Raw genomic sequence first — 16,408 nt, 5'->3', positions numbered from 1 at the left:
CGGCGACAACGGCTCGGGCATGCACTGCCACCAGTCGATCTGGAAGGACGGCAAGCCGCTCTTCGCCGGCAACAAGTATGCCGACCTCAGCCAGGAATGCCTCTGGTACATCGGCGGCATCCTGAAGCATGCCAAGGCGCTCAACGCCTTCACGAACCCCAGCACCAACAGCTACAAGCGCCTGGTGCCGGGCTATGAAGCGCCGGTGCTGCTCGCCTATTCGGCGCGCAACCGCTCCGCGTCCTGCCGTATTCCGCACGGCACGTCGCCGAAGTCGAAGCGCATCGAAATCCGCTTCCCGGATCCGACGGCGAACCCCTATCTCGCCTTCGCCGCGATGATGATGGCCGGCCTCGACGGCATCGAGAACAAGATCGATCCGGGCGCGCCGATGGACAAGAACCTCTACGACCTGCCGCCGGAAGAGCTGAAGGAAATCCCGACCGTTTCGGGCAGCCTTCGCGAAGCCCTCACGGCCGTCGATGCGGACCGCAAGTTCCTCACGAAGGGCGGCGTCTTCACCGACGAGCAGATCGACGCCTATCTCGAACTGAAATGGGAAGAGTGCATGCGTTACGAAATGACGCCGCACCCGGTCGAGTACGACATGTACTACTCGGTCTGATCCTTCGGATCATGAGACGAACGACGGGCCGGCGCGCACCGCTCCGGCCCTTTTCGTTTGGGACTGTCAGGCACCGTGGAGCGCGAAGCGAACGCCACAGATATCGACTGCGTTGCCGCTGACGGGCAGACCGAGCTTCCCTGCCTCCGAAAGCGCCCTCCCGGTGTCGGTCATCGAAATGTCGAGGCCGATCACGCCGGTGCCATCTTCGTCCACCGGCTCGACGAAGCGGACGAAGCCGCGCGCGAGGCGCAATTCGGGACCGAGGCGCCCCTCTTCCACCTTTACGCCGAGCAGCTCGCCCCATCGCGCAGCAAGCGCCGCCGGCGCCTTCGTCTGTACGGAAGCGCCGAGAATGCCCTTCGCATTGGTGCTCTTCGCGCTGCGCCAGTCCGGTCCCGCAGGCGGCCAGTCGCTGTCGCGATCGAACCAGTTATCGACACCGGTGACGGAATCGATCGAGGTGAGCACGCCACCGAAATCACCGGGATGGAAATGCGTAAAGACGTACCTCTTGTCGAGCGCTGCGATCTGACGCGCGCCGAGACCAAGCACACGCGTCCGATGCGCCTTTGCATCTTCCACTTCGAAGATGAGCATGTAGCCGGCATCGCCGCCGCGGCGATGGAGATAGCGCAACGCCGATGCATCGTCCTTCACCGGGGTCACGACTTCGAGGAACTCACCGCCGACCGGCATGACGGCATTGATCAACCCGAATATGCCGACTTCGGGATCATTGTAGGCAGTCTTCAGTCCAAGGACTTTCTCCAACTGCTCGACCACCGGATCGCGTTCATGCGCGACGAGCGCAACCTGACGAAGCCACATCGCCTCCTCCCTCTTTCTAATCTGTTCTTTGATTGCCCGGAGAGTGACGGCGAGGGCGGCGAGCGTCAAGAGAGCCTGGGCCCCGCTCCATTCGGGCAGAGCAGACAAATCCATCCGCCTACGGATTTAAACCACATCGGTCAACATGCCTGACTCATATCGCATTACGGAAACGCCTATTCTAGTTGACCTTTTCGCACATTCGGGCGTAGCATTTTCACGTCTAACGAAGGAGGAGGTTTAAGAAGATGGCTCCACCGACGCGGGTCTTTCCGTAAGAGAAAGACGATTGAGACACATAGCCAAGACCTGACGCCGTTCACAGGCGCGACCGGTCAGCAAATCTTATAGGCCAAGGGAAAAGCGCAAAGACAGTCTGACGCCCAGGCCGCGCTGATTGAGCGCACAGGCAAAAAGGCAATGGAGATAAGCCCGGCTCTTCAGCGCGGGCGAGTGCAAGCAGCACTTCCATAAGCAGCCCCGCAAGGAACGCCCGACAGGAAATCCGGGGCTTCCGTTTGAGCGGGGTTGCGCCGGTTCAAAATCCGGAACTCTCCTTCGCGCAAGACATTCAGTCGCGCGGCAACTCCACACACACTCATCCACACACTCAGGCAGGCGGCACGTTCGTTGCCCAATCTGGCAGCACGCCAGGCTCTATGCCGAAGACGAGCGACCCGAGGACATAGACCATCGCGACGATCAACACGACAAAGGTGACATTGAGCCACAGGCCCGCCTTCGCCATTTGCGGCAGGGGAATGCGGCCGCTGCCGAAGACGATGGCATTGGGCGGCGTACCGACCGGCAGCATGAAGGAGCAGTTTGCCGCCATTGCCGCGGGCACGAGAAGCAGCAACGGATTTTCGCCGATGGTGATGGCGACCGCGGCGATGACGGGCAGGAACGTCGCTGCCGTCGCCGTGTTGCTGGTGAGTTCGGTGAGCATCAGGATCAGCATGCAGACGAGCGCGACCAGCAGCAGCGTCGGCATGCCGCCCGCGCCGTCAAAGAGCGCACCGAGCCAGGCGGCGACGCCATGTGCCTCGATGCCCGAGGCGAGGCTGAGACCGCCGCCGAAAAGCAGGAAGACATCCCATGGTGCACGCTTTGCGGTTTGCCAGTCCATGAGGAAGACGCCCTTGCGCGCATCGACCGGTACGAGAAAGAGCGCCAGACCCCCCATGAGCGCTATGCCCGTGTCGGAGACGAAAGGTACCACTTTGGCGATCAAGGGCTGCGTGACCCAGCCAAGCGCCGTGCATGCGAAGATGATGGCGACGGCAATTTCCTGACGCGTGATGCGGCCAAGCTTGCCGCGCTCGACGGAGATGACATCGGCGGCACCCTCGATCTCGAAGGACGACAGACGGAAGATGACGCGCGTCATCAGAAACCAGGCGAGCGGCACGCCGACGATAACGACGGGAACGCCGACCAGCATCCATTCGCCGAAGCCGATCTGGAAGCCGTAGGTCTGGCTGAGAAAGGCGGCGAGCAGCGCATTCGGCGGCGTACCGATCAGCGTGCCGAGACCGCCGATGGTGGCGCTGTAGGCGACAGCGAGTAGAAGCACGAGCGAGAACTTCGCCGCGGCGTCCTTCGCCTTCGCGTCCCTGGCCTGTGCCTCGAGCAGCGCTATGACGGAGAGCGCGATAGGCAGCATCATCAGCGTCGTCGCGGTATTGCTGACCCACATGCTGAGAAAAGCGGCGGCAACCATGAAACCGGCGACGATGTGGGTTGGCTTTGTGCCCATCGCACCGATGAGGCCGAGGGCGATCCGACGGTGAAGGCCCCACCGCTCCATCGCCAGCGCGAGAAGAAAGCCACCGAAAAAAAGATAGATGATCGGATGCGCATATGGCGCGGCGGCACCGCGAATGTCGACGACGCCGATGAGCGGAAAGAGGATCATCGGAAGCAGCGAGGTTGCGGGAATGGGGATCGGCTCCGCGATCCACCAGACAGCCATGAGACCTGCGACACCCGCAACATGCCAGCCGAGCTGGCTGAGGCCTTCCGGCGCGGGGACGACGAAAGTGAGCGCGAGCAGGGCCGGCCCGAGCAGCCAGCCGATTATCTGCCGCCGACCGAAACCGACCTTGTGGCCTTCCACGCTGTCCATCGCCCCGCTCCCGCCCCGGCTCTAGCGCACCAGTGCGGCCGCCGTTTGCGCCTCGTTCTTCGCATAATTGCGAAAGGCAGAGAAGACGCCCATTTTCGGATCCGGGTCCTTGCCTTCACCCATCCGCAGGAGCTGGAGACAGAACCAGCCCTGCTGACCCCAGCCGTTCAGGGCCTTGAGGAGATTGATCGGGCTGTGGGGGCCGAGAATGCCCGGGCCCAGACGGAGCGTTTTCTCGTAGGCGGGCGTTTCCTTCGCCACGCCGGACAAAAGCTTCGCCGGGACGGCCGGATCGACACAGAGCGGACGCGCGATGCCGACGACATCCATGGTGCCGCTGCCGAGCGCGGCATTCATGCCCGCGAGTGTACGGAAACCGCCTGTGACCATGAGCGGCATTTTCACGGTGGCGCGGATGTCCTTTGCGTATTCAAGGAAGTAGGCCTCCCGGGCAATGGTGCTCTCGCGGCGAACCTCCGCCTTCTCGGGATGAAGCGTCATATCGTCGAGACCGACGAGGCGCGGCTGCTCGTAGGTGCCGCCGGAAATTTCCAGAAGATCGAGGCCTTCCGCATCGAGCCAGGTGGCGACACGGATGGAGTCTTCGTGGCTGAAACCGCCGCGCTGGAAGTCGGCCGAGTTGAGTTTCACGGAAACGGGGAAGTCGGTGCCAACGGCGCGGCGCACGGCGCGAACGACCTCAAGGAGAAGCCGCGCGCGATTTTCGAGGCTGCCGCCCCACTCGTCGGTGCGCGTGTTCACGTCGGGCGAGAGGAACTCGGAAATGAGATAGCCATGGGCGCCATGAATCTGCACGCCGGTGAAGCCCGTATCGCGCGCGACGGCGGCGGCATGGGCAAAGCGGCGGATAACGTCCTCGATCTCTGCCCCGCTAAGCGCGCGAGGCTTGCCGAACTGCGCGCCGGGCATGTCGAGCGCCTTATCGGAGGGGCCGACCGGCTCCTTGTTCACCAGTGCCGGGGTCTGGCGGCCGGCATGGGAAATCTGCATCCAGAGATGAGTGCCGTTCTCTGTGCCTGCTTTTGCGTATTCACGGAGCGCCGCAATCGCCTCGTTCGACTGCGCGCCGTCGATCGCGACATTGCCGGGCCTCTCCAGATAACGCCGGTCGACCTGGACGTTACCGGTAAGGAGCATGCCCGCCCCGCCTTCCGCCCAGCGCCGGTAGAGGCGGACATGGCCACCTGTCGCCTGGTTCCGTGCATCGCCGAGCCCTTCCGTCATGGCGCCCTTCGCGAGACGGTTTTTCAATGTGGCGCCGCAAGGCAGCGTCAACGGCGACGATATTGTGACGGACATTCTAAGGACCTCCCCAGTCAATAGCGATGGGAGACTGTGGCATATCCGGCGAAGAGGGCAAATGTTCAGGCCAGACAGAGAAGGACTTTTTGCCGCTCGCAGGCGGCCACACGATGGACATAGGCCTTGCGGTAGTCCCGGTCTTCAAAGAGCGCGAGTACCGCGTTTCTGTCCGGATAGGAACCGGCGGCAACAAAATCCCAGTCCTCGTCTTCCCCCACGAAGGCAAAACCGAAAGGCGCAAGCAGCAGGAAGCGCCCGCCGACTTTTTCAAGGCCCGGCGCGCTGACGGCGGCGTAGCGAGAGAAAGCCTCCTGCCCGGAGCATGGAGAGACACCGCTCCCATCGGCGTAATGCGCTTCCCGCCGCAATTTGAAGAAATTCAGAAGAGTGACCGGCGCATCCGCGGGGAGAGACATGAGAGCTTCCCATTGCGAGCGCGCCGGCACCGCGCCGTTCTCCCCATAGACGGAAATCATTGCCGCTATCCGATCCTGCACATTCGTATCAACGGCGCTGGCGTTCATGATCGTCCTCCTTTATTTTTGACATGGGTAAAATATATAAAATGTTACATATGTCAAAAATTGGAAAATCCGCACGAACAAGGGCCGAAATCCTGGACGCGGCATGGAACCTGATTGCCGTACGCGGAGCCGGAACCTCGCTGACGGAAATTGCTTCCGCCGTCGGGGTCACGCGGCAGTCGATCCATGTGCATTTCGGTTCCCGCGGCGGCCTTCTGCTTGCGCTTGTCCGCCGTGCCGACGAGCGCGCGGATATCCGGCGCAAAATCCAGAACGCCCTGTCGCTCCCCGACCCGATAGAAAGATTTCGTGCCTGCCTGTCGGTGTGGTTTTCCTTCGTTCCGCAAATTCAGCCTGTCGCGCAAGACCTGATCCGCCTTCGCGCGACGGATGAAGATGCGGCGCGCGCCTGGGAAGACCGGATGAACGAATTGCGGCATGTCCTCAGGCAGCTCATAAGGGGCCTCGACAAGGCGGGCATGCTCGCCGACGGCTGGACCGTGACCCGGGCCGCCGACTATCTCTGGGTAGGGTGCTCGCTCGAAAACTGGGGGTTACTCACCCGCGATTGCGGCTGGCCGCCCGGAACCGCAGCAAAAACAACAACCCAGGCTCTTGAGCGCGCATTGCTGAAATGAATGCGGTATAAGGCGCCAACGTTTGGCGCGTGCCCCTGCCCGCCCTACAATCCCACTGATTCTCCTCTTCAAAGTTCCGAGTTCATGGCCGCCCGCAAGACGAGCAAACCCGACGACACCGAAGACCTTTTCTCCGCCGCTGCGAGCACTCCAAAGCCCGCCGCCAAGGCGCGCAAGACTGCGCCGAAAGGAGACGACGCCAAGGGTGACAGCTACTCCGCCAAGGATATCGAGGTTCTCGAAGGGCTCGAGCCCGTGCGCCGGCGGCCGGGCATGTATATCGGCGGCACGGACGAGAAGGCGCTGCATCATCTCTTTGCCGAAGTCCTCGACAATTCGATGGACGAAGCGGTGGCGGGGCACGCCAACTGGATCGAGGTGACGCTCGATGAGGACGGGAGCCTGATGGTCGCCGACAATGGGCGCGGCATTCCGGTCGACCCACATCCGAAATTCAAGAACAAGTCGGCGCTGGAAGTCATCCTCACAACACTGCATTCGGGCGGCAAGTTCGGCGGCAAGGCCTATGAGACCTCAGGCGGCCTGCACGGCGTCGGCATTTCGGTCGTGAATGCGCTGTCGGATCGCTTCGAGGTCGAGGTTGCACGCGACCAGACGCTTTACACGCAGTCCTATTCACGCGGCGCGGCGAAGACGAAGCTCGAGAACAAGGGCCGGGTACAGAACCGGCGCGGCACGAAGATCACCTTCCATCCGGACGGGGAGATATTCGGCAAGGGCGCGCATTTCGTTCCGAAGCGTCTCTACAAGATGGCGCGGTCGAAAGCCTATCTCTTCGGCGGTGTGGAGATCAGGTGGAACTGCGCGCCTTCCCTCATCGGCGATAAGGACGATACGCCCGCAAACGACGTGCTGCATTTTCCGGGCGGGCTCGTCGATTATCTCAAGACGTCGATCAATGGCTACGACACGGTGACGGCCGAACCCTTCACGGGGAAGATATCGCGTGCCGGGAGTCACGGTTCGGTCGAATGGGCTATTGCCTGGTTCGGCGGTGGCGACGGCTTCCTCAACTCCTACTGCAACACGGTGCCTACCGCGGAAGGCGGCACACATGAAGCCGGGCTTCGCGCGGCCCTGACCAAGGGCCTGAAATCCTATGGCGACCTTGTAGGCAACAAGAAGGTCGCGCAGATACAGGCTGACGACGTGCTCGGCACAGCGGGAGCGATGCTCTCCGTTTTTATCCGCGAACCGGAATTCCAGGGCCAGACGAAGGAGAAGCTTGCGAGCGCCGAGGCGCAGCGGCTTGTGGAGCGCGCCATCGGCGACCATTTCGATCACTGGCTGACGGCGGCACCACAGCAGGCAAACAAACTGCTCGAATGGGTGATCGACCGGGCCGACGATCGCCTGCGGCGGCGGCAGGAAAAAGACGTTGCGCGCAAGACGGCGACGCGGAAGCTGAGGCTTCCGGGAAAGCTCGCCGATTGCAGCCAGTCGGCGGCGGAGGGTTCGGAAATCTTCCTTGTCGAAGGCGACAGCGCCGGCGGTTCGGCGAAACAGGCGCGCGACCGCGCGGCCCAGGCCATTCTGCCGCTCAGGGGCAAGATTCTGAACGTCGCCAGCGCGAGCGGCGCAAAGCTCGCGCAAAGCCAGCAGATTTCAGACCTCATGCAGGCACTCGGCGTGCGGCCCGGTTCGCATTACCGCGACGAAGAATTGCGCTACGACAAGGTCATCATCATGACCGACGCCGACGTGGACGGTGCCCATATCGCGTCGCTGCTCATCACCTTCTTCTATCGCGAGATGCCGAAGCTCATCGCCAACGGGCATCTTTATATGGCGGTGCCGCCGCTCTACAAGCTGACGCAGGGCGGCAAGACGCTCTACGCGCGCGACGATGCGCACAAGGACGAGCTTCTGAAGAAGGAGTTTACCGGCAAGGGCAAGATCGAGGTGAGCCGCTTCAAGGGGCTTGGCGAAATGATGCCCGCGCAGCTCAAGGAGACAACCATGGCGCGCGGAAAACGCACGCTGATGCGCGTTGTGGTGCCGGAAGCCGACATCAAGGAAACGAGCAGTGCCGTCGAACGGCTGATGGGGAACAAGGCTGAACTGAGGTTCCAGTTCATTCAGGAACACGCAGCCTTCGCGCACGACCTCGACATCTGACGCGGAGTCGCGTCTGTCAGGAAACCTGTGCGACGGATTCCCGACGGGTCACGCCTGCCACACGTTCCGCGGGAAAAACGAGAATGATGGTGGTGCCTCTTCCGGGCGCGCTGCGAACCAGCAATCGGCCCTCGTGGAGTTCCATCATCGCCTTGGCCAGCGGCAGGCCGAGGCCGGTGCCGGCATGTTTGCGCGCAAGCGAGCTGTCCACCTGACCGAACGGCGTCAAGGCAAGCTTCACCTCTTCCGGCGACATACCGATCCCGGTATCGGATATGGAGACGACGAAGGTGCCGTTGCTTCTCAGCGATGCCGCCAGGGAAACGACACCCCCTGTATCGGTAAACTTCACGGCGTTGGAAAGCACATTGACGAAGATCTGCCTGACCATACGCTCGACGCCGATCAGGCGGACACTCGCTTCCGGCTTCTGAACGAGGAGCGTGACGTTCCCCCGTTCGGCCATCATGCGCACCATATGCTCGGCGCTCTCGATGACCGCATCGACGTCGAACTCCACCTCATCGGGAGTGATTGCGCTGCCCGCTTCGATCTTCGACAGGTCGAGAATGTCGTTGATGATGCTCAGAAGGTGCATGCCGCTTTCGTTGATGTCGGCGGCATATTCCCTGTAACGCGGGTTCCCGATCTCTCCGAAGCGTTGATTGCGGAGGATATCCGAGAATCCGATGATGGCGTTGAGCGGTGTCCGCAGCTCGTGGCTCATGTTGGCCAGGAAACGGGACTTCGCCTCGTTGGCCCGCTCGGCATTGTCCAGCGCCCAGGCGAGACGCTCGGTCATCTGGCGCAAAGCCCGGCGGGAAACGTTCAGCGCCTGGATCGTTATCTGCGCATAGACGATGATAGGAAGGCCGACCAGCACGGTCACGATGATCGTTGCTTCCAGAATCTGCAGATCGAAGTCGATAAGCCCGATTTTGCCCAAGACCCAGTTGAACAGGCCGGCAAGGACGACCGCCACGGCCGTCAGCAGGAGCGACGCCATGGCCGGGCCCAGCCGACCGAGCAGGCGATTGAGCCGCGAAAGCAGCCCGCGGCGGTTCGCATCCGCGCCATTGTCAGGTCTCGGGTCTTCCCGTTGCAGAGATTTCGGCGGCGTACCGGTCATAGTCCGACCTGAAATAATCCTTTCTTTTCGTATCCAAGGTGCGCCGAAAGCCTTAACGGCACGGAAACGAATGTCGCGACACCTGGCCACACGGGACCCGGAAACGGCTGCCGTGTGAGCGGTTTTGGTCACATCGGCCAAGCGCGCAGGAATCGCCCGGAATAGGCGCCAACCACAGAAAAGCTGTGGGTTCTGTTGACAATCGGTCGATTATCCCTATGGTCCGCTCATCTTTAGCGGATTCGCGCGGCCGCAGAACAACGCGCTATTTGCTGCTCACCCTCCCCGATCCGTTCGCGGAGGCTCCGTCCACGGCCCTGAAAGTGGGCCACCACGGGCAGCGCATCAACGGTGTACAGGGCTTCCCGAATGACATTTGACGAACTCGGCCTCGCGCCAGAGGTACTGAAAGCTGTAGCTGAAACCGGCTACACCGAACCGACACCTATCCAGGCGCAAGCCATTCCCCACGTTCTTGCCGGGCGCGACGTGCTCGGCATCGCGCAGACCGGCACCGGCAAGACGGCGTCCTTCACGCTGCCGATGATCGACAAGCTGTCGCGGGGCCGCGCCCGGGCACGCATGCCGCGCTCGCTCATTCTGGAGCCGACGCGCGAACTTGCCGCGCAGGTCGCCGAGAACTTCGAGACCTATGGCAAATACAACAAGCTCTCGATGGCGCTCCTGATCGGCGGCGTGTCCTTCGGCGACCAGGAGAAGAAGCTGGACCGGGGCGTCGACGTCCTGATCGCGACGCCCGGCCGCCTGCTCGACCATTGCGGCCGCGGCAAGGTGCTTCTCACGGGCGTTCAGATCCTGGTGATCGACGAAGCCGACCGCATGCTCGACATGGGCTTCATTCCCGATATCGAGGAAATCTGCAAGAAGCTGCCTTTCACCCGACAGACGCTCTTTTTCTCGGCAACGATGCCGCCGGAAATCCAGCGGCTTACGGACACATTCCTGCACAATCCGGAGCGCATTGAAGTGGCGCGGGCATCTTCGACGGGCGCCACCATCAAGCAGGTGCTGATAAAGACGACGCGGGATGGCAAACGCGACCTTCTCCAGAAGATCATCGAAGACGAGAACGTGAAGAACGCGATCATCTTCTGCAACCGCAAGCGCGACGTTTCCGTGCTGGAACGCGCGTTGTCCAAGAGCGGATTGTCGGCTGGCGCCATTCACGGCGACCTCGACCAGGCGACACGCACGAGGACTCTGGACGGATTCCGGAAAGGCACCATCCGACTGCTGGTCGCGAGCGATGTCGCTGCGCGCGGCCTCGACATTCCGGATGTGAGCCATGTGTTCAATTTCGACGTGCCGACACATGCGGAAGACTATGTCCACCGCATCGGCCGCACGGGTCGCGCGGGCAAGAGCGGCACGGCCTATACGCTCGCGACGCGCGAGGATGGCAAATATCTCGCCGCTATCGAGAAGCTGATCGGCAACCCGATCCCTGACGGCGAATCAAAGCTTCCCAAGGCAGAAGTCGCGGTGGAAGCGGTGGAAGCGCCGGAAGCGGAGACCGAAGGCCGGCAGGAACCGAAGCGCGGCCGCTCGCGCCGTGGCGGTCGTGGCCGTAGCGCGGCGAAAGAAGAAGCCGTTGATGCCGTCACGGAAGCACCGGCTGAGAAGCCTGTCGAAAAGGCTGAAAAACCTGCCGAAAAAACAGAAGCACCACGCCGCCATGAGGCACCCAAGCGCGATGAGCGCTCGAACCGCCGCGGCAGCGAACGTGGCCACGACCGCGACGACGAGCGTGTGGTCGGCCTTGGCGATCACGTCCCCGCCTTCATTCTCCGCGCAGTGAAACTGCCGAAGAAGACGAAGGACACGGATGACGAGTTCGAAGCGGAATCAGAAGACGCCTGATCCTTCGTACAACATGAAATGAAAAAGGCGGCTCCTTGGAGCCGCCTTATCTGTTTCCGGGATAGTCCCGCTTATTTTTTGATCTGGGACGCGAGCAGCTTCCGCGTCTTCGGACCGTAAGGCGGACGGAACATCTCCGCGACCATCTTCGCCTTCGACTGCGTGTAGACGGCCTTCGCATGGCTGAAGGTCCGGAAGCCGTCCAAACCGTGATAGGCACCCATACCGGACGGACCGACACCGCCAAACGGCAAGTCTTCCATCGACACATGCATGATGACATCGTTGACCGTCACGCCGCCCGATGTCGTGCGGTCGAGGACGGTGCGCTCTTCCTTCTCGTCATCGCCGAAGTAGTAGAGGCCGAGCGGACGCGCATTGGCGTTCACGTAGCCAAGAACCTCGCCCACTTCCTTGTAGGTCTTGACCGGCAAGAGCGGACCAAAAATCTCGTCCTGCATGATCTTCATGTCGTCGGTCGGGTTGAGCACCAGCGTCGGCGGAATCTTGTGGGTCTGCTGCTGGCTGAAGTCCTCGTTGGCCGGATTGATCTCGATGATCCTCGCGCCCTTGCTTTTCGCATCGTCGATATACGAGTTCAGGCGGTCGTAATGGCGCTGGTTGATGATCGAAGTGTAGTCGGGATTGTCCTTCATCGTCGGCAACATCTTCGTTACCGACTTCGTGGCCTCCGACACGAACTCATCGACTTTGCCTTCCGGTACGAAGACATAGTCCGGTGCGAGGCAGATCTGGCCGGCATTCAGGACCTTGCCGTTCATGATGCGGGCAGCCGCATCGTCGATCTTCGCCGATTTCGACACGATCACGGGCGATTTTCCGCCGAGTTCCAGCGTGAGCGGCACCAGGTTTTCCGCCGCCGCACGCATCACGTGGTAGGCGATAGAGGTCGCGCCGGTGAACAACAGGTGATCGAAGGGCTGACGGCTGAAAGCTTCACCGACAGCCGGACCGCCGGTCACCACGGCCACTTCCGTCTCGTCATAGGCCTGGCGCAGAAGACGGGCCATCAGCTCGGAGGTCGCCGGGGTAAACTCCGACGGTTTGATCATGGCGCGGTTACCCGCGGCAAAAACACCCGCAAGCGGCGTCCATGTGAGATTGATCGGGAAATTCCACGGACTGATGATGCCGACCGTGCCAAGCGGCTGATATTCGACACGCGCCTTGGCCCCCAGCAGGCCGAGCGGGAACTGCACCTTCCGCTTCTCCGGCTTCATCCACTGGCGGAGGTGTTTCTTCGCGTGTTTCAGCGGCCCGATCGACCCCATTACGTCGGTGAGCAGCGTCTGCTCATGGCTGCGGTGGCCAAAGTCGGACGCGAGCGCCTCGACGATCTCCTTTTGATTGTCGACGAGAAGCGCAATGGCGCGGTCCAGCCAATCGATGCGGCGCTCGGCGCTTGCGGGGCCTTCGTTGATGTGCGCCGCCTTCTGCTTGTCGAGGATCGCGCGGATCGAGGCCGAAATAGTCGCCGAATCCGCTTCGTGAGTGGTCTGCTCCGCCAAGCTCATTTGTATCCTCCTGATGTGCGGCTACGCCTGGGGGGCGCCCGCCGCTTGTTTATTCGTTGCCATCGCCAGCCACTCGCGTGGCGGCCCCGCCGAAGCCCGGGGGAAAGCCCTACCGAACCCGGTTAATTTTTCTGAAATATACATAACGAGCGGCCCTTTGAGAGCCCCCCATCGCCGGTCACCCTAGCATTTCGAATTAGCCACGAAAAACCGCCATTTTCTGCGGAATTTACGGGGAGGTAACCCAAACCGCCTAGCGTCATTTTCAGGAATGGCAGACGGCTCCCGACAGGGCGCCCGGTGAGGGTCGTACTCGTGACGAACGTGGAAGATATCGAATTCGCGACCGAGTGGAGCGAACGTGCGCTCCAGCTTATGGCGGACCATGGAATCCCCCCCGCGCCCGACAACTACTCCGTCTGGTTCCGGTATGCCTCCGGCCGCCTGCCCGAACTGAACCAGGAAATCGACAGCCGGATCGCGAGCGCCCTGCCGGTCGACCTCGACACCACGATGTCGCTGCAGAAGAAATATCTGACCGAAGGCAAGTTGACCGACGTCACGCTCACGACTGGCGCGCGGATCAACACGGAAGTCGACCAGATTCTCAGGATCATCGAAGAGTCGGTGGGCAACTCCACTGCCCTCGGCACCACGGTGCGCGAGGCGAGCGAGGGACTTACCAGCCAGTCGTCGGCAAGCGACGTGCGCAGTGCCGTCGAGGCGATCGTGAATGCGTCGCGCAAGATGGAACAGCGCAGCACCGAACTCGAAGAGCACCTTCAGGCAACCAAGAAAGAGCTCAACGAGCTGCAGCAGAACCTCGAGAAAGCGCATAGCGAGGCGCGCACCGACGGCCTTACCGGCGTCAACAACCGCAAGGCTTTCGATGAAGCGCTGGCGCGCGAACTGGAAAATGCGGCAAAGAGCGGCGATCCGCTCTGCCTCGTTATCGGAGACATCGACCACTTCAAGAAGTTCAACGACACGTTCGGACACCGCACGGGCGACCAGGTGCTTCGCCTGGTGGCGAGCTGCCTCAAAACCGGTGCGCTCAACGGTCATATCGTTGCCCGCTACGGCGGCGAGGAATTCGCGGTCATCATGCCGGCGACGGAAATGGCCTCGGCGGAGGCTGTCGCCAATACCGTTCGGGAGACGGTGCAAGCACGCGAACTCGTCAAACGCTCGACGGGCGAGTCTCTTGGCCGTGTCACCATGTCGATGGGCATTGCCCAATTCCGGCCCGGAGACAATGCGGCGTCGCTCATCGAGCGTTCCGACGCCTGCCTCTACGAGGCCAAGCGGAGCGGACGCAATCGCGTCATCACCGAATGTCACCACATGGCGGCGCCACAAGCACAGGCGGGCTGACCTGACCGGACGCCACCCACTGACCTTTGACGCAACGTAACGCTAGGCCGCCCCGGAGATCCCGCGGGCGGCCTTTCGCATGTGACGGTGGGCGGCTATTTTCGGCCGAAATCCGGCGGCGTGAACCGAGCCGATGTCCTATGCTGCCCACAACCAGAGCGAACACCGGGACGCGACCATGGAAACGATCACGCTCGCCGTCGAAGACGGCATTGCCCTGCTTACTCTCAACCGGCCCGAGGTACTGAACAGCATCGACACGCAGCTCATCGCCGATATACGCGCCGCCGTGGCCGAGGTCGCGGGGAATCCGGATGCGCGGGTGCTCCTCATCACAGGTGCCGGGCGCGGCTTCTGTGCCGGTGCCGATCTTGCCGCGCAAGGACAGCGTCAGGACGGCATGTCCGTCGGTCAGGGCGTGGCACATGGAATGACGGTTGGCTTCAATCCGATGATGCGAGAACTCTATGCCTTGCAGAAGCCGATCGTAGCCGCAGTGAACGGCGTGGCGGCAGGCGGCGGCGTCGGCCTCGCCCTTGCGGCGGATATCGTTATCGCGGCGAAGAGTGCCGCGTTCATACAGGTATTCGGTCCCCGGCTCGGCCTTATCCCGGACCTGGGCTGCACATGGCATTTGCCGCGGCTCGTCGGACGTGCCCGGGCACTCGGCCTCGCGCTTACCGGCGACAAGCTTCCCGCAGAGACGGCTGCCGAATGGGGCCTGATCTGAAAATGCGTCGATGACGAGGCGCTGATGAGCGAGGCACGCACCGTCGCGACGAAGCTCGCGAAGGGGCCGACGAATGCATTCGGCGAAATCCGCAAGGCCATCGACGCCGCAGGGAACAACGGTTTCGCCGCGCAACTCGACTATGAGCGCGATGTGCAGGGCATGCTCGGCGATCACCCCAACTTTGTCGCAGGCGTGAAGGCGTTCCTCACCAAGAAGGATCCGGAGTTCACGGCCTGAGCCACGAAATTCACGCAAAACACAGGGAGAAGAAAATGGAGTTCGAAAGAGCGAAGCTCGACATCGATGGGGCTGTCGGTACGCTGACGCTGAACCACCCCGAGGTCATGAACGCGGTGTCGCCCGAAATGCTCGGCGGCCTGATGCGCGCCATGGACGCCGTGGAAGACCCGAAGAACGGCATCCGCTGCCTCGTCATGACAGGCGAAGGACGTGGCTTCTGCACTGGCGCAAACCTGCAGGGACGTGGTGATAACTCAGGCGCGCGTCCCGATGCGGGCTCGGCGCTCGAGACCATGTACCATCCGTTCCTGCGCCGCCTGCGTAACCTGCAGATGCCCTTCGTGACGGCGGTGAACGGACCTGCAGCAGGCGTCGGCATGAGCTTCGCGCTCATGGGCGATCTCGTGCTTTGCGGACGTTCGTCCTACTTCCTTCAGGCCTTCCGCCGCATCGGCCTCGTGCCCGATGGCGGGTCGACCTGGATTCTGCCTCGCCTTGTCGGCAAGGCGCGCGCGATGGAACTCTCGCTGCTGGGCGAAAAGCTTCCCGCTGAGACGGCGCTCGAATGGGGCCTCGTCAACCGCGTCTATGACGATGAAAAGCTGATGGAAGAGGCGAAGAAGCTCGCCGCCGACCTCGCGAGCGGACCGACCAAGACGCTCGGAATGATCCGGCAGCTCTACTGGGAAAGCACCGACAACACCTATGAAGAGCAGCTCAACCTTGAGCGGCAAATGCAGCGGACTGCCGGATATGGCGAGGATTTCAAGGCAGGCGTGCGCGCTTTTCTCGAAAAGCGGCCAGCTCAGTTCAAGGGGAACTGATCCCTCTCAGCCCATGAAGCAGCTCGCGAGCAGCGCGAGGAACATCAGGGCGATGAAGAGAAGAACGTAAGGCATGACCGCGCGCTTCAGGTTCTGGAGCGCGCGGTTTTCTTTCGCGCGGACTTTTTCGTCTTCACAGGCTTCGACGCTTTCGCGGCAAGGGCGGCATCAAGTGCGCGGCGCGCCCAGAGGATGAGCTCCTCCGGCTCGTCATACAGCCGCTCCGGCAGCTCATAGTAAGACATGGCAATCGACTTTCCCGAGGGCGGCTCGTAGACGAAGGGACCCATTTCCTCGCTCTCGAAATCACCTCGGTTACGCTCGTCCACCTTGAAGAAAAGTGTTTCGCCCACGATCAGCCCGAACATCAGATCGTCGAAATAGACACCCGCGCCGCCGAACATGCTGCGGATACGAACCGGGCCGAGAGGTTCAAGCTGTTCGGCAACGAATGCCTTGTATTCGCTGCTGACAGCCATGTGCG

Annotated in this window: 12 protein-coding genes and 2 pseudogenes; 7 read left to right on the top strand and 7 right to left on the bottom strand. The window is 62.0% G+C overall.

Annotated features, from left to right (window positions below; genetic code table 11):
• Nucleotides 1–625 (top strand): annotated as a pseudogene (gene glnA, locus ACKUUH_RS14425) (glutamine synthetase); the annotation flags it as partial.
• 66 nt (nucleotides 626–691) lie between these two features.
• Here glnA and ACKUUH_RS14420 read toward each other — a convergent pair.
• The 4 genes from ACKUUH_RS14420 to ACKUUH_RS14405 form a co-directional block, all read right to left on the bottom strand.
• Nucleotides 692–1,456, bottom strand: coding sequence for a hypothetical protein (locus ACKUUH_RS14420; RefSeq protein ID WP_407950613.1), 765 nt, complete (start codon nucleotides 1,454–1,456; stop codon nucleotides 692–694).
• Nucleotides 1,457–2,066: 610 nt separating this feature from the next.
• Entirely contained in the window at nucleotides 2,067–3,584 is a 1,518-nt protein-coding gene (locus ACKUUH_RS14415; RefSeq protein WP_407950612.1) for an SLC13 family permease, read from the bottom strand.
• A gap of 21 nt (nucleotides 3,585–3,605) precedes the next feature.
• Nucleotides 3,606–4,904, bottom strand: a complete 1,299-nt coding sequence (locus tag ACKUUH_RS14410; protein WP_407950611.1) for an NADH:flavin oxidoreductase/NADH oxidase family protein — start codon at nucleotides 4,902–4,904, stop codon at nucleotides 3,606–3,608.
• Between the two features lie 65 nt (nucleotides 4,905–4,969).
• Complete coding sequence (locus tag ACKUUH_RS14405) at nucleotides 4,970–5,431, bottom strand: DUF1330 domain-containing protein (protein ID WP_407950610.1); 462 nt, start codon at nucleotides 5,429–5,431, stop codon at nucleotides 4,970–4,972.
• A 50-nt stretch (nucleotides 5,432–5,481) separates the two neighbouring features.
• On the opposite strand from ACKUUH_RS14405, the gene ACKUUH_RS14400 reads away from it, so the two are divergent.
• Nucleotides 5,482–6,069, top strand: coding sequence for a TetR/AcrR family transcriptional regulator (locus ACKUUH_RS14400; protein WP_407950609.1), 588 nt, complete (start codon nucleotides 5,482–5,484; stop codon nucleotides 6,067–6,069).
• A gap of 84 nt (nucleotides 6,070–6,153) precedes the next feature.
• Nucleotides 6,154–8,208 (top strand): DNA topoisomerase IV subunit B, encoded by a 2,055-nt coding sequence (gene parE, locus ACKUUH_RS14395; RefSeq protein ID WP_407950608.1) that lies wholly within the window; start codon nucleotides 6,154–6,156, stop codon nucleotides 8,206–8,208.
• Between the two features lie 16 nt (nucleotides 8,209–8,224).
• On the opposite strand, the gene ACKUUH_RS14390 is transcribed toward parE, so the two are convergent.
• On the bottom strand, nucleotides 8,225–9,337 hold the full coding sequence (locus ACKUUH_RS14390) for a sensor histidine kinase (RefSeq protein WP_407950607.1): 1,113 nt from the start codon (nucleotides 9,335–9,337) through the stop codon (nucleotides 8,225–8,227).
• 369 nt (nucleotides 9,338–9,706) lie between these two features.
• Here ACKUUH_RS14390 and ACKUUH_RS14385 point away from each other — a divergent pair, with 369 nt between their 5' ends.
• Nucleotides 9,707–11,218 carry a DEAD/DEAH box helicase gene (locus ACKUUH_RS14385; protein WP_407950606.1) on the top strand — a complete coding sequence of 504 codons (1,512 nt, stop codon included), beginning with the start codon at nucleotides 9,707–9,709 and terminating at the stop codon, nucleotides 11,216–11,218.
• 71 nt (nucleotides 11,219–11,289) lie between these two features.
• On the opposite strand, the gene ACKUUH_RS14380 is transcribed toward ACKUUH_RS14385, so the two are convergent.
• The gene (locus ACKUUH_RS14380; RefSeq protein WP_407950605.1) at nucleotides 11,290–12,753 is read right to left on the bottom strand and encodes a coniferyl aldehyde dehydrogenase; all 1,464 of its coding nucleotides are present in this window, start codon (nucleotides 12,751–12,753) and stop codon (nucleotides 11,290–11,292) included.
• Nucleotides 12,754–13,068: 315 nt separating this feature from the next.
• On the opposite strand from ACKUUH_RS14380, the gene ACKUUH_RS14375 reads away from it, so the two are divergent.
• From ACKUUH_RS14375 to ACKUUH_RS14365, 3 genes and pseudogenes are all read left to right on the top strand, one after another.
• Nucleotides 13,069–14,127 (top strand): GGDEF domain-containing protein, encoded by a 1,059-nt coding sequence (locus tag ACKUUH_RS14375; RefSeq protein ID WP_407950604.1) that lies wholly within the window; start codon nucleotides 13,069–13,071, stop codon nucleotides 14,125–14,127.
• A gap of 133 nt (nucleotides 14,128–14,260) precedes the next feature.
• A pseudogene (locus ACKUUH_RS14370) lies at nucleotides 14,261–15,097 on the top strand (enoyl-CoA hydratase-related protein).
• 35 nt (nucleotides 15,098–15,132) lie between these two features.
• Nucleotides 15,133–15,924 (top strand): enoyl-CoA hydratase/isomerase, encoded by a 792-nt coding sequence (locus ACKUUH_RS14365; protein WP_407950603.1) that lies wholly within the window; start codon nucleotides 15,133–15,135, stop codon nucleotides 15,922–15,924.
• Between the two features lie 86 nt (nucleotides 15,925–16,010).
• Here the strand turns inward: ACKUUH_RS14365 and ACKUUH_RS14360 are convergent, their stop codons facing one another.
• Complete coding sequence (locus ACKUUH_RS14360; protein ID WP_407950602.1) at nucleotides 16,011–16,403, bottom strand: TfoX/Sxy family protein; 393 nt, start codon at nucleotides 16,401–16,403, stop codon at nucleotides 16,011–16,013.
• Nucleotides 16,404–16,408 lie beyond the last annotated feature (5 nt).

Source organism: Parvibaculum sp. (assembly GCF_045863935.1).
Classification (GTDB): Bacteria; Pseudomonadota; Alphaproteobacteria; order Parvibaculales; family Parvibaculaceae; genus Parvibaculum.
Note: the sequence above shows the minus strand (reverse complement) of the source record. Positions and strands in the feature narration are given on the sequence as shown.